The organism is Streptomyces sp. NPDC093801 (assembly GCF_040701585.1).
Lineage (GTDB): Bacteria > Actinomycetota > Actinomycetes > Streptomycetales > Streptomycetaceae > Streptomyces.
Window position 1 is genome coordinate 32,227 of the sequence record NZ_JBFBDP010000039.1, and the last position, 18,344, is coordinate 50,570.

Genomic DNA, 18,344 nt, shown 5'->3' on the forward strand with positions numbered 1-18,344 from the left:
CCCTGGCATCAGGCCCTCGCGGTGGCCAGGAGACGCTCCAGCATCTGCCGCAGGAGGTGGACCGCCCGGCCGGGGAGGGGAGCCGACCTGACCGTCGGGCTCCAGTCCTGGCTGGTGAGGAGTTCGACCGCGGTGAGGAGGTTCTCCCGCCTGCCGACGATGGTGCCCGCCAGGCGGACGTAGTCCCCCGGAAGCGTCCGGCCCCGGTACCGGCCCGCCAGTGTCCGCAGCTGGGGAAGGAGGGCCTGCGCCGCCTCCGTCGTCGGGAAGGCGGCGGCGAGGGCCGTCAGGGGCATGCGGACGATGACCGGCTCCGCCTCCCACCGCGCCAGGAGCCGGGGAACGGCCTCCCGGACGGCCGCGCGGGCACGGGCCTCGGCGGCGGGGTTCCCGCAGGAACGCGGCTGGGGCCAGCTCTCGGCCTCGTCGTGCCCGGTCACGGTCGCGATGCGGAACAGCAGGTGCACCAGCGACATCCGCATGGAGGGCGGAACACGGTCGTCGGTGGCGAGTACCGCGAGGAGGGCTACGCCTTCATGGGTGCGCCCGTCGCAGGTGCCCTGGTGCAGGATCTCGTTGTAGAAGTCGCACAGGAAGTCGTCGTCGGAGTCGAAGGGGGCGTCGCAGAACAGGAGTTCCGCGTGTACGGGTGCCGGGGCCGGCGCGTCGGCGAAGTGGTCGGCCACCACGGTGCGGAAGGTCTCGCGGATGCGGGGGCCGGGGGACGGGGCGGGGCTCGTCGGCGGCGTGGTGGGCATGCCGCAGACCCTAGCCGTGCGGCGGTGCGGGGTTCGGCTCGGGGCAGGGCCCCGGGGACGGGTGCTAGAAGGGCGGGCAGTCGCTGTAGTCCGCGGGGGACGGCGGCGGCACGGGGGGCAGCGGGGTACGCAGGAGGGCGACGGCTTCGTCGATGCGGCCCAGGTCCACCAGGATCGGCCCGAGGGTGCGGCCGTGCTCCACGCGGTCGGTGTCCAGGAGGGCGACGGCCTCCTCCCGTCGGCCGTGGTCGGCCAGGAGACGGGCCAGGTCCTCCACCGCGTACGGGCTCCCGCCCTCCGGGTGCGCCCCGGCCTGCCGCACCGCTTCGTCCAGCCGCCCGCAGGCCGCCAGCAGCGGGCCGCGCAGCCGCAGCAGCTCCCATTCCTCCTTGCCCCGGCGCTCCGCGAGGGCGTCCAGGTGTGCGAGGCCCTCCTCGGCCCGGCCCTCGGCGGCGAACAGCCGGCACAGCCGGTCCAGCGTGCAGTCGTCGGACGTCTCCCGCGCCCGCAACACCTCGATGGCCTCGTCGCCCCGGCCGTGCCGGACGAGGAGCTCGGCGAGCAGGGCCTGCGCGTGTCCGAGGGGGTGCCCCGTGTGGGCCCGGTAGAGCTCGACCGCGCCCGCCACGTCCCCCCGCTCCTCCAGCAGCTCCGCCAGCCGGCGGACCGCCGCGGGGTGTCCGCCGTCGGCCGCGTAGGTGCGGAGTTCGTCGATCCGGCCCTGCCGCACCAGGAGTTCGGCGAGCGGGTCCCGGTCGTTGACGGGGACGGAGCCGTACGCGTACAGCACCTGGAACGCCTCGTCCGTGCGGCCCTGCCGCTCACGGACGGACGCCAGGAGGGCCACCGCGTTGGAGGGTTCGGGCTCGCGCGTGCAGTCCCGGCCGCCGCACCGGCCGCAGGGGCGGCCCGGCAGGATCCGCTCCGTCAGCATCCCCGCGAACGCGTCGCCCCGGCCCAGTCCGACGGCGAGGTCCGCGAGCGGCTCGGCCAGGTACCAGTTCCCGATGTGCGGCAGCAGCAGGGCGTACGCCTCCTCGGCCCGGCCCCGGCGGGCCGACAGCCGGGCCAGCTCGCGCAGCGCGGACCGCTCGCCGCCGCGGGCGAAGGGGAGCAGCAGGCCGGCGGCCTCCTCGGCGCGGCCCGCCGCGTCCAGCAGCCGGGCGGCTTCCTCCGCCGCCGTGCACCAGCCCGTCGCCAGGTACGGGGCCAGTACGGCGAGTGCGCCCGGGGTGTCGCCGCGTCCGGAGAGGAGCCGTGCCCAGGCCCGCGCGCAGAACCAGTCGCCGTCCTCCGCCAGGGCCTGGGCGCGCACGACGTCGGCGTGGCCGAGGGCGAGGAGGCGCTCGACGAGGTCGGGCGGGAGGCACTCCTGGTGGGTGCGGGTCCGGCGGTCGAGTACGGCAGCGTCCATGGGCCGCACCCTGATGACCTGCCCGCCGCGTTCCCCCGTCCCGTTCCCCGTCCCGTGCCCCCGTCGACGGCCGTCCGGCGCCGGAACCGGCCCGGGCAACACCATCAGGTGGTTTGCCGGGTCCGTCGTACCGGTGTCGGCGAGCCTCCGCGGGGGTGGGACGCCCGGCGCCCGCAGAATGCCGTCCCGAGGACGAAAGGGCGTCTCCGGGCAACGCTTTACCCGCTCTGGATGGCATGTTCCGGTCAACGCTGCGAGGCTGCGTAGCGGTGTCCCCCGACCCGGGGGCACGGCACGTCTCACCACGGCGCCCGCGCGAGCGGTGCGCCCCCGCGGCCGTCCGCCGGCGCACCCAGCCGGCGCCGGACGGCCACCGAGCAGGCCGGGATCCCGGCCGCCGAGAAGGAGTCACGTGTGAGAGGCACCCCCCACAAGGCCGTCGCCGCGTTCGTGAGCACCGTCGCCGCGCTGGCCGCGGCGGCGCTGCTCCCCGCCGCACCGGCCGCCGCCGCGGCGCACCCCGCCACCGCCCGCACCCCCGCCCCGGCGCACCGGGCCGCGGCCTGCACCCCGGCGCAGGTCGTCGGCAACGGCGGCTTCGAGAGCGGCACCACGCCCTGGAGCCAGTCGCAGACCGGCCTGATCACCAACCGGACCGGCCAGAGCGCCCACGCCGGCGGCTACTTCGCCTGGCTGAACGGCGTCGGCAGCACGCACACCGACACGCTCTCCCAGAGCGTCACGATCCCCTCCGGGTGCAGCACCGCCACCCTCACCTTCTGGCTGCATGTCGACACCGCCGAGCGGACCACGTCGGTCAAGTACGACACCCTCACCGCGAAGATCGGCAGCACGACGCTCGCCACCTACTCGAACCTCGACAAGAACACCGGCTACGTCCAGAAGTCCTTCGACGTCTCGGGGTTCGCCGGCCAGACCGTGACGGTCGCGTTCACCGGTTCCGAGGACTCCAGCCTCCAGACCAGCTTCGTCGTCGACGACGTCGCCCTCGACACCTCCGGCGGCACGGTCCCGCCGACGGACTCCACCCGCACCCCGGCCGCACCCTCGTACACCGTGAACCTCAGCAGCGACGCGAACGGCTTCGTGTGGACCGGGCACGAGACCGCGTCCTTCACCAACGCCTCCGCCACCCCGCTGAGCGAGGTGTACCTGAGGCTCTGGGACAATTACCACGGCAGCTGCTCGGCCATGCCGATCAGCGTCACCAACGTCACCGGCGGCGCCGCCGGCGCCCTCTCGGTCGCCTGCACCGCCCTGAAGATCGGCCTGCCGGCCCCGCTCGCCCAGGGCCAGAGCGCCACGATCGGCTTCGACCTGTCGATCACCGTACCCAGCGGCGCCGACCGCTTCGGCCACGACGGCGCGTTCGGCAACATCGGCAACGCCCTGCCGGTGCTCGCCGTCCGCGACGGCGCGGGCTGGCACCTGGACCCGTACACCAACAACGGCGAGTCCTTCTACTCCCTGGCCGCCGACTTCGACGTGACCCTGGACCACCCCACCGGCCTGCTCGTCCCGGCCACCGGCACCTCGGTGGACACCCCTGGCACCAGCGGCCGCACGGTCACCAGGGCCACCGCCGCCAAGGTGCGCGACTTCGCCTGGGGCGCCGGCCCGTTCGCCAAGATCTCGGGAACCTCGGCCGCCGGCACGCCGATCAACATCTACTCCGTGTCCGGGATCAGTTCGAGCGACGCGCAGTCGATGCTGACCACCGCGAAGAACGCGGTCGACGCCCACGCGGCGCGGTTCGGGGCGTACCCGTACGGCGAGCTGGACGCGGTCATCGACAACAACTACTGGTTCGGGGGCATGGAGTACCCCGGCTTCGTCCTCGACCTGGTGAGCACCACGGCGCTGACCCACGAGATCGGCCACCAGTGGTTCTACGGCATCGTCGGCGACGACGAGTACGCGAGCCCCTGGCTGGACGAGGCGTTCACCGACTACGCGACCGACCTGGCCCTGGGCAAGACGGGCACGAACTGCTGGAACAGCGTCTCGTGGGCCTCCTCGGCCGAGAAGATCACCAACTCGATGGCCTACTGGGACGCGAACTCCTCCCGGTACTCGACCGTCGTGTACGGCTACGGCAAGTGCGCCCTGCACGACCTGCGCCGCCAGCTCGGCGACACCGCGATGGCCAAGCTGCTGAAGGACTACGCGGCCGCGCACTGGTATGGCGTCTCGACGACGGCCGAGTTCAAGGCGGCCGCCCAGGCGGCGTCGGCCACCGACCTGACCTCGTTCTGGACCCAGCACCGCATCGAGGGCTGACCCGCACGGCACGGTTCCGCCCGGGGGCCGTCCCCCGGGCGGAACGACGTCCGCGGGACGGCTTCGCCCACCGCGGATCCGGGCGGCGCCCGGCAGCGCCGCCGTCGGCGCCGGTCAGGCCCGCGGGAGGCGGCCGCGGGCCCGCAGCGCCTCGCGCAGGCGCGCGGCCATCGCGGCCGCCTGGTCCGGCGCGGGCGTCAGGACCCCGTTCTCCGTCATCAGCGCGTGGAACTGCTGCTCCTGGTAGGGGACACCGGGCGGGAGGGCGGCGACGTGCCAGTGGAGGTGCGCGTTGCCCTGCCGGCTGCCGAGCGAGTACAGGTAGGTGCGCTCCGGACCGCACACCTCCTCCACGGCGAGGGCCACCTCCCGGACGCACAGCATCAGCCGGCTGTAGGCCGCCTCGTCCAGGTCGCGCACCACGTGCTCGACGTGCGCCTTCGGCGCGACGAGCACCTTCCCCGGCAGGGTGGGCCACCGGTCCAGGAACGCGATGTGCTCCTCGTCCTCGAAGACCGTCTCGTGCCGGTAGTCCGGATCTCCCGCGAGGAACGCGCAGACGAAACAAGGCCCGCTCCGCGCCCGCTCCGTGTACGCCTCGAGATCCATCGGCTGTCGGTCCGTCGTCATACGCGCCCTCCGTCGGGTGTACGAGCCTGCCGGGAGCAAGCCCCCGAGGGCTCCCTCCGCCGAGGGTACGGCGGGAGCGTCCGGGGGCGGGTGTCAAGGTCGCCATTCCACAAGGACCGGCCGCATTGCAGGTGACGGATCGTCATGAGTCGTCGGCGGCACCGTGGATACGATCCGGGACGAGGGACCCGCCCGCGCACCGTTCGCGGACGTGCGCGCCTCCTCGCCCACCTCTCCCCGCACGGATCGGACACCCCGTGAGCCTTCGCCAGATCGAGCCCAAGCAGCGTGGATTCCTCATCGTCAACTCCCACCCCGAAGGCGCCGCCCGGACCGTCCGCCGCATGTGGGAGGCGGTCCCGGCCCGCACCGACGGCCGCCGCCCGGTCGCCCTCGTCCTCGGGCACTCCGCCGGCTACGGGCTCGCCACCCTGCTGGCCGGGCTGCGCCGGCACGGCATCCGCGGCGTAGGCGTCGCCTTCGAGACCCCGGACACCGGCCGCCGAACCGCCGGCGCCGGCTGGTACCGCACGGCGGCCGTCGCCGAACTCGCCGCCGAGCACGGGCAAGACATCCGCCTCGTGAACACCGACGCCTTCTCCGCCGACGCCAAATCGCAGGTCGCGGACCTGCTGGAGGACCACTACGGCCCGGTCGACCACGTCATCTACAGCCTCGCGGCCCCCCGTCGCACCGACCCGGCCACCGGCGAGGTCCACCACTCGGTGATCAAACCCCTCGGTGCCGCCTACGAAGCCCCGGCCCTCGACTTCTCCACCGCCGAACCCTCGGTCGTGCACACCCGGATCGAGGCCGGAACCGAGGCGGAGACGCGCGCCACCGTCGCGGTGATGGGCGGCGACGACTGGGCCGCGTGGGTCCGTGCCCTGGCCGCCCGCGGGCTCCTGGCCGACGGGTTCACCACCGCGGCCCTGACCTACGTCGGCTCGGAGGTGACCGCACCGGTCTACCGGCAGGGGACCATCGGCGCGGCCAAGGCGCACCTGGAGCAGACCGCCCGCGACCTCGACGCCTCGCCCCTTCTCAAGGAGAAGGACGGCCGCGCCTTCACGGTCGTGGCCGGCGCGGCCGTCACCCAGGCCTCCACCGCGATCCCCTCCATCGCCCTCTACACCGCCTTCCTGCGCACCGTCCTCGGCGACAGCGGCTTCCGGACGACCGCGGAGCAGGCCGTGGACCTCTGGGACCAGCTCGAAGGCCGCACCCCCCTCGTCCTCGACGACGAAGGGCGGATCCGGCTCGACGGCTGGGAACTCGACCCCGGCGTCCAGGACCGGGTCCGCGCACTGTGGGCCGACCCGCAGCGCGGACTGGAAGCCTCCCGCTCCGGGGCCGACTGGTTCATGAGCGAGGTCAGGGCCCTGTACGGCTGGGACGTCGACACCGTCGACTACGGCCTTCCGGTCGAGACCGACGTACCCTGGCCCACCCCGCGGCCGTGAAGGCCTCGGTCATCGCCCGCAGAGACCTGCGCCAGGGGATCGGCGGGTGGCTCCGGGTCGGGCGTTCCGGTGGGCGGTCGGGTTCCGTGCCCTACCGGCCGGCTTCGTGGCGCGGGCGGGCGGTGGGTGGGGGGAAGGAGAGGCCCGTCGGGGTGTTGAGGCCGGTGAAGGCGAGCGTCGTCTGGTCGCCGCCCGTCTCGCGGACGCGGAGCACCCGGTTGCCGAAGCCGTCGGCCACGTACAGGTTGCCCGTGCCGTCGAGCGCGAGGCCGAGCGGGGAGTTCAGGCCGGTGACGGGCACGGTGGTCTGCGGTCCGCCGCCCGCGGCCACCCGCACGACGCGGCCGTTGCCGCTGTCGGACACGTAGAGGTCGCCGGCGGTGTTGACGGCCAGCCCGGTCGGCTGGGAGAGGCCGGTCGTGGGCACGGTGCTCTGGCCGCTCCCGTCCACGGCCACTTCCACGACCCGGTCGTCGACGAAGTCGGAGACGTACAGCCGCCCCCCGGGCGCCCATGCCGGCCCCCAGGGGTGCAGCAGTCCGCTCGTGGCGACGGTCGACTGGCCCCCGCCGCCGGCGGCCACCTTCACGATCCGGTCGTTGAAGCTGTCGGCGATGTACAGGTTCCCGGCCGGGTCGACGGCCAGGCCCAGCGGGCGCCACAGGCCGGTCGTCGGGACGACGGACCGTTCCCCGCCGTCCGGGGGCAGGATGACCACGCGGTTGTCGCCGGTGTCGGAGACGTAGAGCCGGCCCGCGGAGTCCCAGGCCATGCCGGTCGGCCGCACCAGACCGTCGAGGGGCACCGTGATCTGTTCGCCGCCGCCCGCGGGCAGGGCCAGCACCCGGTTGTTCCCGTAGTCGGACACGTACAGGGGCGGGCCGGCCGGCGACCGTCCGCCACCGGGCCACGCCACCGGGCCGAGGGCCCGCCACTCCGATGCCCCGCCGGGGGTGCGTCAGCCCGTGGGGAGGTCGAGGCCGGTGTAGACCTGGTTGAGGATGGTGGGCAGCAGGGCGTTGGCGGTGGTCCGGCCGTCGGGCGACAGGGTGAGGTTCGTCCAGACGACGAGCGTGACGTCGTTGTCGGGGTCGTAGCCCATGAAGGAGTTGTAGCCCGGGAGTTCGCCGCCGTGGAAGTACATCGCCGCGTTCGGGCCGAACCTCTGGTGGGCGATGCCGTAGCCGTACTCCTGGCCGTTGGGCGCGGCCGGGTTCTCGGCCTGCGGGCTGGCGAGCCACTGCCGCTGGGTCGCGGGGGCGAGGACATCGCCCCCGACCAGCGCCCGGATCCAGGTGGCCAGGTCCTGCGCGGTGGAGACGGCTGCTCCGGCGGCGTTGGCGTAGGAGGGGTTCTGGTGGGTGTAGTCGACGGGCGAGAGCTTCCCCGCCTCGGCGGCCTTGGTCAGGGCCGCGGGGTACGGCTCGTCCACCAGGGCGTAGGAGGTGCCGCCGTACATGTAGCCGTGGGAGAAGGGCTCGGCGAGGGAGCGGTCGTCGACGCCGGGCAGGGAGGTGTCCGAGAGGCCCAGCGGAGCGAGGAGCCGGTCCTGGAACTGCTGGGCGAGGGGGCGGCCGCCGGCCTTCTCGGCGACGAGGCCGAGCAGGGCGTAGTTGGTGTTGGAGTACTCGTAGGCCGTGCCCGGTGCGGAGTCGGGCGGCCGCCGGAAGGCGATGGCCAGGACGTCCTGGGGGGTGTAGGCCTTCCCGGGGTCGGCGTCGAGGGCCGCGGAGAGTTCGGGTGCGTCGGTGTAGTTGTAGAGCCCGCTGCGCATCGTGAGGAGGTCGGAGAGGGTGATGTCGGCCCCGCCCGGCACGTCGGGAACGTAGGCGGAGACCGGATCGTTCAACTTGAGCCGGCCGTCCTGCGCCAGGAGCATGATCAACGCCGCGGTCATGGTCTTGGTGTTGGAGGCGATCCGGAAGTGGGTCCCGGCGTCCGGGGGCTTCGCCGTACCCCGTTCGGTGGTGCCCACGACGGCCCGGTAGGTGCCCTGCGGGGTGCGGAGCAGGACGAACGCGCCGGGCACCTTGAGCTTCTTCGCCATGCGTGCGACGGAGGCCTGGAAGGCGGCCGGATCGATGGGTTTCAGTGCGGACGCGGAGGACCCGGGCGGGCGGGTGCTCGCCGTCGCGGAGGGGGTGGCCGAGGGGTTGGCCGAGGGGTCCGGGAGGGTCGCGGCGGCCGCCGGACCGGCGGCGCTCGCGATCAGGAGGGCCGTGCAGCAGGCCACCAGGGTCCTGCGGGGCGGGCGGCCCGGCGTGCGGTGGCCCGACCGGGCCGGGGAGGGGGCCCGGGGAGCTCGGGAGGTGTCCATGCGCGCATCACGACCGTAGCGCTCGGCCCCCGACACGGGTGGAACCACCCCATTTTAGCAAGTCGGCATGAACGGGGCGCTGCGGACGGGGCGGGGCAGGCGGTGTGCGGCGCGGTCGTCCGACCCGCACGGGCCCGGCGCGGTGGGCCGGACCCTCTCCGCCCCGGCCCGTCTCACAGACCGACGCCTCCGGCGCCGAGCGAGGGGCCCGGTCCCTGCGGCCGGGGCGTGGGCGGGGCGGCCACGCCCCGCGGGGACCGGACCAGGGGGGCCTGGAGGTTCACGCCGGGAAGGAACTCGCCACCCCGGCGGACCCGCACCGTGGTGTCGCCCTGCTCGAACGCCTGGCCCGCGGCCGCACCGGCGGCTGCCGCCCGAGCCCCTGCCTGCGGACCGAAGTCGCCCCGGTCCGTGGTGATCAGCCCGGTGGCCAGACCCTGCTCCGCAAGCTTCTCGGCGTTCTCCCGGCCGATGGAGTAGCCGCGGCCCGTGCTGCTGTCCGCGTAGAGGCTCCTGATGAAACCCTCCGGCGCCATGCGTCCGCCGTACCAGTCGCGTCCGGCGTCGAACGCGCGGCGGCCGGCCAGCCAGCGGTCGGCGTTCTGCTCCAGGCACTGCTGCTCGGGGACCTCGACCGACAGCAGCACGCGCTTGTCGTAGCCCTCGCGCTGAAGGTCCGCCAGGAGGTTCGAGGTCCAGCCCAGGGCCCGGAGGGACTGGTCGTACAACAGGTTGTAGCCCTCGCTGCGGGCCCACCGCTCGACCACGTCCTGGACGTGGCCCGACTCCCGGTGGACGAGCGAGGCCTTCTCGGACGGGGACAACGGCCGCCCGTCGGACAGGCGCTCGAGGGCGGCGGGGAGTTCGGGTGCGCCGCCCTGCTCGAAGAGGGCGACCTTGAACTCGTCCGGATCGAGGACGACGTAGTCGTCGAGGTCCACGCCGTGCACGCGGCGCAGCTCGTCACCCAGCGCGGAGTCCTGCGCCTGCCACTGCGGCAGGCTGCGCTGTGCCCTGCCCTTGCCCGATCCGGGCGCGCCGCCCGTGAACAGCACGGCGTGGCCGTCGCGCGGCTTGCCCCGGCACTGGCTCTTGAAGCGCTCGATCACCGCGTCGTGCAGCAGCGCCCGTTCGGGCGTCCACAGGCCAGACGCCTGGTGGCGGTTCTTGGTGTCGAACTCCCCGGCCACCGACAGGTCCCCGCCCGGCCCCATCCGCTGCTGGAGCTCCCGGTAGAGCGGCTCGTACTCACCCGTCACGGGCACGTGTGCTTCCCCCTGATCGACTTCGGGCCGCGGTTCAGATTCCGCGGCGCCGGAGGTGTTCCCGGATGACCTCGACGTCCTCGGGCGCGAGCTTGCCGAGCGCCCGGGCCTGCGCCACGACGGCCAGGGTGTTGTCCTGGTGCGTCGGAGCCGTGTGCGCCGGGTCGAACCATTCCTCTTCGAAGTCCCAGGCGGCGATGGCCGCCAGTGCCTCGTCACGGGGGATCTCGCCGGCCGCGTAGCGGTCGATGTAGTCGCGCAGCGATGGCTTGCCGGTCATGACGGCCCCCTCTTCTCTCCGGTCGTCACCCTAGATGATCCAGATGATCACACCAAGGCTCGGTGGCGGCGCCGCCCGACGCGGTTCTTCGGTCCGGGCCCAGTCCGCCCGAGGCCGCCGGACGGGTTGATCGGCATGGCCCCACCGCCGCCGAACTCCGACGACAGGGCGCCGGAGTTCGGAGATCATGTGCTGCCGGGACGGCCGTTGTAGCATCTGCGTCCATGCCCGAAACCGAGCCGGTCCTTAAGGGCTGTCCCGTGATTGGTCTCCGAGCCATCTCGGGCGCGACGGGCCGTCGTGCCGACCGTGGGCCTGTCCGGCAAGGGCGAGGTCGTGCATGCGGGCGATGCCGAGCAAGGCGTGGTGGACGCCGTCGCCTTTGAGGCGGCAGTCCAGCGGCAGGCTCCACGGCCGCCTTACGGACCGCATCCGCACCTTCGCGCCGCAGGAACGTCACCAGCTCGCCGAACCGTCTCGGGCTCAACCCGGTAATCGGGGCTGTCCAGGACGGTTCCGTTGCCGTGATCACTCCAGTCACGGCGAGATCTTCTCAGGGCGGATCACGCCCGACCATTCACCCGGCCAGTGCGGCACTCACCCGGGCCAAGCGGTCGCCTGGCAGGGCGAAGTCATTGGCAGGGTTGCGGAACGAGTACCTGCCGTCGTTGATCCGCGTGCCGTTCTCGGTCGCTGCCCAGCACACCGGACCGGTCAGTCCCTGCGCTTCGAGCATGGCCGTGGCGAGCGGCGCGGCGGTCTGCGAGCCCAGGCGGGTCCGCAAGGCCGCGGCCAGGCGGTCGACGGCCTCCGGAGGTGCGTCCGAGTCCGCGAAGGCGGGCAGCAGGAGCAACAGGCGGGCATGGGGGTCTGCGACGGTGCCGCCGGGCAGGCCGTTGTCCGCAGCCGCGACCAGGTCCGGCCAGGACAGTCCGGGGCCCATGAAGTGCCCGTCGGTGCGCGCGAGCAGTTCGGCACGGTCCCAGTCGGGATGGTTCACCAGGTAGTCGACCCCCTCCTCGTCAGGAACGGTGCGGTAGACGACGTGGAGCTGGTGACCGGCAGCGAGCGGGATGGTGAAGAGGGGCCATTCAGCCCGCCGCCACAGACGCTCTCGGTGGGCCCGGTGGTCCGCCCAGGCATGGCCGGGTCCGAACATCAGCCCACCGGCTGCTCCACTCCCGGCACAGGGGTAGAGGTGCCCCATCCAGAACGACCTCTCGTCCAGCAGCTCGGGGCTCAGACCGAAAGGGCCGTCGTGATAGCCGGCTATCCGTACGGGGTGTGCATTGGTCACGCGGGCCATCATGCCGCGTCACCGCCCGGTCGACGGAGCTGGCTGCCTACCGCGAGATCTTTGCGGGACAGGGCTTAGGTGCTCGGTTCCCGGACACCCCCTGGGCGGTGGCGCCGAAGTCGGGGAGGGTGATCGAGCCGTCCTCGTTGAACGGGATCCCGGGGTTGTGCGCGATCTCCCAGGCGTGGCCGTCGGGGTCGACGAAGGCGCCGGAGCGGAACCCGACGGCGTTCACGGCAGGGGGCTTGGTGATGCTCGCGCCGGCCCGTTCCGCTGCCGCGAGCAGGGCGTCCACCTCGGCGTCGGAACGGACGTTGTGGGACAGCGCGATCCCGCCGAAGCCGGCCGCCCGTCCCGGCCCCGGCTCCAGGCCGCATTCCGCCGCGAGTCTGTCGCGGTCCCACAGCACGAGTCCCAGACCGCCGGCCTGGAAGAAGACGGTCTCCTCGACCTCCTGGCCCCGCCAGCCCAGGGTCCCGTAGAAGGACGTGGCGCGGGCGAGGTCGGAAACCCCCAGCGTGACCAGGGTGATGCGCTGTTCCATGCGGTCACGGTACGCCCGGGCGCGGGCGCGGTGAGGGAGCTGCGGGCCGGCGGCGCAGCCGTCGACGACGGTCGCGCCGTCCGGCCCCGGGCGACGCGGTCCCAGCAGTCAGACGAGGCATTGCGCACCCCTGTCTCACCACCGGTCCCATAAGTCGTCGCATTTCCGAGCGCGCTCTCAGCGGTCCACTCGCAGGATTGAGCCGTTTCCGGAGCGACCGCACGGTTTGTTTATTCTTCAATATCTTCGAGGGTATGCAGCTCAGGCATGTGATCGAGAATCATGAACGGACGCCGGATCACGTTCCGTAGCTGGTTGGCGACATGGCGGAATCGAACCTTTTACCGCAGCCCGTGCAGCGGGAAAGCTGTGGGCCGTAAGCGGGGCGTTGATAACGTCCACTGCGAACCGGGTCGAACCGAACCGCGACCCGCTCGCACCGCCCCGCAACCTCCGTCGAAATCGAGGCCCGACTGGCACTGATGCCCAGAACGGTGCTGGTCACCGTGACATTCGGAGACCTGCACCCCAGGTCCGCACCACTGTCCCCCTCCCGGTCGCCTCTGGACGGAACGCAGGCGCCGCGCGGGATTCGGGGCGCATCGACCCGGGCTGATTTCATTCCCTGTAGTCCCTTGTGGTCCCATCTGTTTCAGCGCTGAACGGGCGCCCGGAGCAATACCACCGCGCGCACCATTCCCGCACTTCCTTTCTGCGCCGGTTGACACCATCCGGCCTTGCAACAACACCGTGCGCCCGTCGAATCAAGTGACGCGAACCGGGCCCCGGTTGTACGTTTCTCCTTACCGAAGGCATATTCCAACCAGCGGTCCTCACCGTTGAGAGGGACGGGCATGACGAGCCACGCAACCGAAGTCGACCTCGAAGAACTCCTCCGCCGGGTACTGGAATCCACCGGTGCGGGCACGCGGTGGACCACCGACACGGACGAGATGTGGTGCCGCCTCACGCCCGAGTCCGCGAACCTCCCCAAGCAGGGCTGGAAACTGCACGTGTCGGCGACGTCCGCCTCCGCGCCGGTGGTCCTCGCCAAGGCCCTGGGCATCCTGCTGCGGGACGGGTCGGCGTTCAAGTTCGCCCGGTCCCTGGACCAGGTGAGCGCGCTCAACTCCCGTGCCACGCCCCGGGGGAGCTCGGGCAAGTTCATCACCGTCTACCCCCGCTCCGACGCCGACGCGGCCCGCCTCGCGCAGGAACTGCACACCGCCACGGCGGGGCTGGCCGGCCCCCGGATCCTCTCCGACCAGCCCTACGCCGTGAACAGCCTGGTCCACTACCGCTACGGCGCCTTCGTCGGCCGGCGGCGGCTCTCCGACGAGGGACTGCTGGTCTGGTACTTCGAGGATCCCGACGGCAACCCCGTCGAGGACGTGCGCACCGCCCAGTACGCACCCCCGTCCTGGGCGGTCAGCCCCTTCCCCGCATCGGTGCCGGTCCCGCCGCAGAAGCAGCAGGCGCCGGCGGGCCCGGTCCTGCTCGGCGGCCGCTTCTCGGTCCGGGAGGCGATCCGCCACACCAACAAGGGCGGCGTCTACCGGGGCACGGACGTCACCACGGGCGCGCCGGTGGTTATCAAGGAGGCCCGCCCGCACGTGGAGGCCGACGCCTCGGGCGCCGACGTACGCGACTGGCTGCGCGCAGAGGCGCGGACGCTGGAGAAACTGGCCGGCACGGGCCTGGCCCCCGAGCTCCTCGCGATGTTCGAGCACGGCGGACACCTTTTCCTCGCACAGGAGGAGATCCCCGGCGTCCCCCTGCGCAACTGGGTGGCCGAGCACTTCCGCGACGCCGGCGCCGAACGCTACCGCGCCGACGCCCTCACCCAGGCCGGCCGGCTGATCGACCTCGTCGCCGCGACCCACGCACGCGGCTGCGTCCTGAGGGACTTCACCCCCGGCAACATCATGGTCCGCCCCGACGGCGAACTGCGCCTCATCGACCTCGAACTCGCCGTCCTGGAGGACGACGAGGCCCTCCCGACGACGGTGGGGACCCCCGGATTCAGCGCGCCCGAACGCCTGTTGGACGCACCCGTCTCCCCGACGGCCGACTACTACAGCCTCGGCGCAACCCTCTGCCTCGTCCTCAACGGCAAGGTGCCCACCCTGCTGCCCGAGCGACCCGCCGACCGGTCCGCCGACGAGCGGCTCGCCGAGTGGCTCACCGCCGCCCAGGCAGCGCTCCCCCTCCCGGACGGCCTGCCCGAGATGATCCTCGGGCTGATGAAGGACGATCCCGCCGAGCGCTGGGACCCGGACGTGGCCCGCGCGGCCCTGCGCCGGACGGCCGGGACGCGGCAGCAGCCGCCCGCCGCCCCGGACGGGCGCCGCCCCGCAGCCCCGCGGTCCGACGCGACACCGGAGGCCGCGGCGGCGGGGATCGTCGAGCACCTCGTCGACTCGATGACGCCCAAGGACGCGCAGCGGCTGTGGCCCGTGTCCACCCGGGCCGGAGAGACCGACCCCTGTACCGTGCAGCAGGGCGCGGCCGGCGTTCTGGCCGTCCTGACCCGGTACTTCGAGCTCACCGGCGATCCGCGCCTGCCCGAGGTGATATCCACCGCGGGCCGCTGGATCGCCGACCGGACCGACACCCGCTCCGCACGCCCCGGCCTGCACTTCGGCGGCCGGGGGACCGCATGGGCCCTGTACGACGCCGCACGCGCCGTCGACGACCGCGGCCTCGCCGACCACGCGATGGCCCTGGCCCTGGCCCCTCAGGAGTCGACGCTCAGCCACGACATCACCCACGGCCACGCGGGCAGCGGACTGGCCGCCGCCCACCTGTGGCACCGCACCGGCGACCCCCGGCTGGCCGACCTCGTCGTCGCAGCCGCCGACCGGCTGGCCGCCGCCGCCCGGCCCGGGCCCTCCGGCGTGAGCTGGCCCATCCCGGCCGAAGCCGTCGCCAAGGAGGCCGGCAAACGCTACCTCGGCTTCGCCCACGGAACGTCCGGCATCGGATACTTCCTGCTCGAAGCAGCCGCCGTCGCGGACCGCCGGGACTACCTGGACCTGGCCGTCGCCGCCGGTGAGGAGCTGGTGGCCGGCGCCGTGCGGATCGGCGGGGCGGCCCAGTGGCCGGCCCAGGCCGGCGACGTGCCCACGGCGCCGTACTGGTGCCACGGCTCGGCGGGCATCGGGTCCTTCCTGATCCGGCTGTGGCGGACCACCGGCGACGAGCGCCACGCCGAACTCGCCCGCGGCGCCGCCCGGGCCGTCGTCGAACGCGCCTCCCGGGCGCCCCTCGCCCAGTGCCACGGGCTGGCGGGCAACGGGGACTTCCTCCTCGACATGGCCTCGGCCACCGGGGACCCCTCCTACCACGCGATGGCCGAGGACCTGGCCCGCCTCATCGCAGCCGAACGGGCCCACCGCGACGGCCACGTCGTCTTCCCCACCGAGTACGGGGACGTCTCGACGAGCTGGAGCGACGGATCCGCGGGGATCCTCGCGTTCCTCCTGCGGACCCGGCACACAGACTCCCGGCACTGGACGATCCAGCAGCCGGGCTGAGCGGCAGGGAACCTGCCGCCCACCTCAGAGAGAAGGAGAAAGTCATGGAGAACCGCGACCTCGAACTGCTGGCTCACCTGCACGCCCTTCCCGAGACCGACCCGATCGGCGTCGACGGCGTTCCGTTCGCCGACACCTGCGCGTGTGTCGGTCTCCTGACGCTGCTCAACACCGTCTGTGTGGGCATCAGCTGCGCCTGACCCGGCGGTAGGCCCCTTCGGCTCCGCCACTGCACGGCGGCCCCGACGACAGCGGTCAGGTCGACGGCACGCTGAGCAGCGGACCCCGCGGGCGGGGAGCACCCCGTACTGCCCGCCAGTGCCGCGCGGGGACGGAACGACAGGGGCCGGACGACCTCCGGCCGGTGGCCTGCCCATGGCGGCGGCCACCTGCCGGAGCACACACCCGCTCCACCGGGGAGCCGGGCACGGCCCGTCCGTGCCCGGCTCACCCGTTGCCCGCCCGAGTCCGCAGACCACACCCCGCAGACGAGGACCCGACCATGCAGCCACACGCCGGCGACAACGCCCCCGCCCGGGCCACCCTCCTGGCCGCCGCCCCCACCGACCCGGACGCCGCGCGGCCGGAGCAGGGACCGGCGTACGCCATCAGCACGCGCGGTCTGGTCAAGAGCTACCCGGGCCCGGACGGCACCGCAGTCGAGGCCGTGCGAGGCCTGGACCTGGACGTGCACCAGGGCGAGACCTTCGCCTTCCTCGGCCCCAACGGCGCGGGCAAGTCCACCACCATCTCCCTCCTGTGCGCCCTCGCCCGGCCCACCGCCGGACGCGCCACGGTGGCCGGCGCCGACGTGCTCGACCAGCCCGACCGGGTACGGCGACAGGTCGGGATGCTCTTCCAGCACAGCGCCCTGGACATGGACCTGACGGCCGAGCAGAACCTCCGCATCCACGCCCGCCTCTACGGGCTGAGCCGCCGCGACGCCCGCCGGCGCGCAGCCGAGACGCTCGAGGCGGTCGGACTGGCCGACCGGAACCACTCCCCGGTGCGCACCCTGTCCGGCGGTATGCGACGACGCCTCGAACTCGCCCGCGGCCTGCTGCACGAACCACGGATCCTCTTCCTCGACGAGCCCACCACCGGACTCGACCCCCACGCCCGCGCCCAGGTCTGGCAGCACCTGCGCGCACTGCGCGACCGGCAGGGCATCACGCTCTTCGTCACCACCCACTACCTCGGCGAGGCCGAGAACTGCGACCGCCTCGCCATCATCGACGGCGGCCGCCTGGTGGCGCAGGGGACCCCCGTCGCCCTGAAGGCCGCGATCGGGGACGACCGGGTGGTGCTGCGCACCGGTGACGACCGGGCGGCGCGCGAGGTGGTGCGCGGGGCCGCGCCGCCGGGCACCGCCACGACGCTGGACGACGAGGGGATCTCCCTGCGCCTGCCCGACGGCAGCTCCTGGATCCCACGCCTGTGCGGGGCCCTGACGGCCCACGGCATCCCCGTGCACGCCGCCTCCGCCACCCCGCCGACGCTCGACGACGTCTTCTTCCACCACACCGGCCGCAGCATCCACGGGACACGCCCCCTGCCGGGGGCCGGCGCGGCCGCGCCGCACACCACCACGACGACCAGCGGGGAGGGCCCGTGACCACATCCGCCGTGCGGCCGCCGGACGTTCCGCAGACCCCCTACGCCCCCGACCCCGCGCCGCTCGTACGCCTGCGCCGCGAACTGCGCGCCGTCCACGGCCTCGTCCACCGCGACCTGCTGCGCCTGGCCTCCCAGCGCCTCCACACCGCGCTGATGCTGACCCAGCCGGTGCTCTACCTCCTGATCCTCGGAGGCGGCCTGGCCGCCCTGATCCCCGACGCGGCCCTGGGCGTCGGCTACCAGACCTACCTGTTCCCCGGCATGCTGATGATGACGGTCCAGACCCCGGCCATCATGGTCGGCATCCGGCTGATCACCGACCGGCAGAGCGGCTACCTGCGCGAACTGCTGATGGCACCCGTCCGCCGCTCCACCCTGCTCCTGGGCAGCTGCGCCGGCGGCACCGCGGTCGCCGCGGTACAGGGCGCCCTGCTGCTCCTCCTCGCCGGACTGGCGGGCCTGCCCTACGACCCGCTCCTGCTGGCCCTGCTCCTGGCCGGGGTGGTGCTGGTCTCCTTCACCATCACCTCGATGTCCCTGGCCCTGGCCGTGAGCCTGGCCCGCGCCGAGATGTTCCACATGCTGCTCGGCCTGGTGATGACGCCGCTGCTCTTCCTCTCCGGCGGCTTCTTCCCCCTGGCGAACCTGCCGGGCTGGGCCCGGACCCTGGCGGCCTGCAACCCGCTCGCCTACGGCATCGACCTGCTGCGCCGCTCCATCGGGGTCAGGGAACCGCAGCAGGCTGCCGTGGCCGGCATCGAGTGGTTCGGCCGCCAGCCCCCGCTCGCCCTCGAAGCGGCGGGCCTCCTGACGATCGGCGTCCTGGCCCTCCTGTGGGCCGCCCACCGCTTCGGCCGCCCCGAGTAGGCGCCCGTCCGGACGTCGGCCCGTCGGCTCGTCGGCCCGTCCGCCCGTCCCCTGC

15 protein-coding genes and 2 pseudogenes are annotated in these 18,344 nt (G+C 73.4%); 6 read left to right on the forward strand and 11 right to left on the reverse strand.

The window, feature by feature from the left end; translation table 11 throughout:
• Positions 1 to 8: 8 nt before the first annotated feature.
• The gene (locus tag AB0469_RS34085; protein WP_366455365.1) at positions 9 to 758 is read right to left on the reverse strand and encodes a hypothetical protein; all 750 of its coding nucleotides are present in this window, start codon (positions 756 to 758) and stop codon (positions 9 to 11) included.
• Positions 759 to 822: 64 nt separating this feature from the next.
• On the reverse strand, positions 823 to 2,172 hold the full coding sequence (locus AB0469_RS34090) for a tetratricopeptide repeat protein (protein WP_366455366.1): 1,350 nt from the start codon (positions 2,170 to 2,172) through the stop codon (positions 823 to 825).
• A 414-nt stretch (positions 2,173 to 2,586) separates the two neighbouring features.
• On the opposite strand from AB0469_RS34090, the gene AB0469_RS34095 reads away from it, so the two are divergent.
• Positions 2,587 to 4,473 carry a M1 family aminopeptidase gene (locus AB0469_RS34095; RefSeq protein ID WP_366455367.1) on the forward strand — a complete coding sequence of 629 codons (1,887 nt, stop codon included), beginning with the start codon at positions 2,587 to 2,589 and terminating at the stop codon, positions 4,471 to 4,473.
• A gap of 114 nt (positions 4,474 to 4,587) precedes the next feature.
• On the opposite strand, the gene AB0469_RS34100 is transcribed toward AB0469_RS34095, so the two are convergent.
• Positions 4,588 to 5,103 carry an HIT family protein gene (locus tag AB0469_RS34100; RefSeq protein WP_366455368.1) on the reverse strand — a complete coding sequence of 172 codons (516 nt, stop codon included), beginning with the start codon at positions 5,101 to 5,103 and terminating at the stop codon, positions 4,588 to 4,590.
• Between the two features lie 257 nt (positions 5,104 to 5,360).
• Between AB0469_RS34100 and AB0469_RS34105 the strand changes: the two genes are divergently transcribed.
• Positions 5,361 to 6,566 (forward strand): enoyl-[acyl-carrier-protein] reductase FabV, encoded by a 1,206-nt coding sequence (locus AB0469_RS34105; protein ID WP_366455369.1) that lies wholly within the window; start codon positions 5,361 to 5,363, stop codon positions 6,564 to 6,566.
• Positions 6,567 to 6,657: 91 nt separating this feature from the next.
• On the opposite strand, the gene AB0469_RS34110 is transcribed toward AB0469_RS34105, so the two are convergent.
• The 8 genes and pseudogenes from AB0469_RS34110 to AB0469_RS34145 all read right to left on the reverse strand — a co-directional run bounded on the left by AB0469_RS34110 (position 6,658) and on the right by AB0469_RS34145 (position 12,269).
• A complete protein-coding gene (locus tag AB0469_RS34110; protein WP_366455370.1) occupies positions 6,658 to 7,434 on the reverse strand; it encodes a hypothetical protein in 777 nt (258 codons plus the stop codon).
• Positions 7,435 to 7,524: 90 nt separating this feature from the next.
• Positions 7,525 to 8,883: a serine hydrolase domain-containing protein gene (locus AB0469_RS34115; RefSeq protein ID WP_366455371.1), complete on the reverse strand. Its 1,359-nt coding sequence runs from the start codon at positions 8,881 to 8,883 to the stop codon at positions 7,525 to 7,527.
• A gap of 173 nt (positions 8,884 to 9,056) precedes the next feature.
• Positions 9,057 to 10,148 (reverse strand): zeta toxin family protein, encoded by a 1,092-nt coding sequence (locus AB0469_RS34120; RefSeq protein ID WP_366455373.1) that lies wholly within the window; start codon positions 10,146 to 10,148, stop codon positions 9,057 to 9,059.
• A gap of 34 nt (positions 10,149 to 10,182) precedes the next feature.
• Positions 10,183 to 10,428, reverse strand: coding sequence for a hypothetical protein (locus AB0469_RS34125; RefSeq protein ID WP_366455374.1), 246 nt, complete (start codon positions 10,426 to 10,428; stop codon positions 10,183 to 10,185).
• A gap of 318 nt (positions 10,429 to 10,746) precedes the next feature.
• Positions 10,747 to 10,824, reverse strand: a pseudogene (locus tag AB0469_RS34130) (IS5/IS1182 family transposase); the annotation flags it as partial.
• A pseudogene (locus AB0469_RS34135) lies at positions 10,816 to 10,969 on the reverse strand (IS5/IS1182 family transposase); the annotation flags it as partial. The pseudogenes AB0469_RS34135 and AB0469_RS34130, both read right to left, overlap by 9 nt.
• A 36-nt stretch (positions 10,970 to 11,005) precedes the next feature.
• Entirely contained in the window at positions 11,006 to 11,725 is a 720-nt protein-coding gene (locus AB0469_RS34140; protein WP_366455375.1) for a hypothetical protein, read from the reverse strand.
• Positions 11,726 to 11,771: 46 nt separating this feature from the next.
• Entirely contained in the window at positions 11,772 to 12,269 is a 498-nt protein-coding gene (locus tag AB0469_RS34145) for a VOC family protein (protein WP_366455376.1), read from the reverse strand.
• Between the two features lie 854 nt (positions 12,270 to 13,123).
• Between AB0469_RS34145 and lanL the strand changes: the two genes are divergently transcribed.
• The 4 genes from lanL to AB0469_RS34165 all read left to right on the forward strand — a co-directional run bounded on the left by lanL (position 13,124) and on the right by AB0469_RS34165 (position 18,289).
• Positions 13,124 to 15,805 carry a class IV lanthionine synthetase LanL gene (lanL, locus tag AB0469_RS34150; protein WP_366455377.1) on the forward strand — a complete coding sequence of 894 codons (2,682 nt, stop codon included), beginning with the start codon at positions 13,124 to 13,126 and terminating at the stop codon, positions 15,803 to 15,805.
• Positions 15,806 to 15,849: 44 nt separating this feature from the next.
• A complete protein-coding gene (locus AB0469_RS34155; RefSeq protein ID WP_198959863.1) occupies positions 15,850 to 16,005 on the forward strand; it encodes a VenA family class IV lanthipeptide in 156 nt (51 codons plus the stop codon).
• Positions 16,006 to 16,307: 302 nt separating this feature from the next.
• Positions 16,308 to 17,420 carry an ATP-binding cassette domain-containing protein gene (locus tag AB0469_RS34160; RefSeq protein WP_366455378.1) on the forward strand — a complete coding sequence of 371 codons (1,113 nt, stop codon included), beginning with the start codon at positions 16,308 to 16,310 and terminating at the stop codon, positions 17,418 to 17,420.
• 11 nt (positions 17,421 to 17,431) lie between these two features.
• Positions 17,432 to 18,289 (forward strand): ABC transporter permease, encoded by an 858-nt coding sequence (locus AB0469_RS34165; RefSeq protein ID WP_366455403.1) that lies wholly within the window; start codon positions 17,432 to 17,434, stop codon positions 18,287 to 18,289.
• Positions 18,290 to 18,344 lie beyond the last annotated feature (55 nt).

Bases quoted from the DNA above. Each gene is read 5' to 3' on its own strand.
- AB0469_RS34085 (WP_366455365.1), bottom strand. From the start codon at position 758: ATGCCCACCACGCCGCCGACGAGCCCCGCCCCGTCCCCCGGCCCCCGC.
- AB0469_RS34090 (WP_366455366.1), bottom strand. From the start codon at position 2,172: ATGGACGCTGCCGTACTCGACCGCCGGACCCGCACCCACCAGGAGTGC.
- AB0469_RS34100 (WP_366455368.1), bottom strand. From the start codon at position 5,103: ATGACGACGGACCGACAGCCGATGGATCTCGAGGCGTACACGGAGCGG.
- AB0469_RS34115 (WP_366455371.1), bottom strand. From the start codon at position 8,883: ATGGACACCTCCCGAGCTCCCCGGGCCCCCTCCCCGGCCCGGTCGGGC.
- AB0469_RS34125 (WP_366455374.1), bottom strand. From the start codon at position 10,428: ATGACCGGCAAGCCATCGCTGCGCGACTACATCGACCGCTACGCGGCC.
- AB0469_RS34145 (WP_366455376.1), bottom strand. From the start codon at position 12,269: ATGGAACAGCGCATCACCCTGGTCACGCTGGGGGTTTCCGACCTCGCC.
- lanL (WP_366455377.1), top strand. From the start codon at position 13,124: ATGACGAGCCACGCAACCGAAGTCGACCTCGAAGAACTCCTCCGCCGG.
- AB0469_RS34155 (WP_198959863.1), top strand. From the start codon at position 15,850: ATGGAGAACCGCGACCTCGAACTGCTGGCTCACCTGCACGCCCTTCCC.
- AB0469_RS34160 (WP_366455378.1), top strand. From the start codon at position 16,308: ATGCAGCCACACGCCGGCGACAACGCCCCCGCCCGGGCCACCCTCCTG.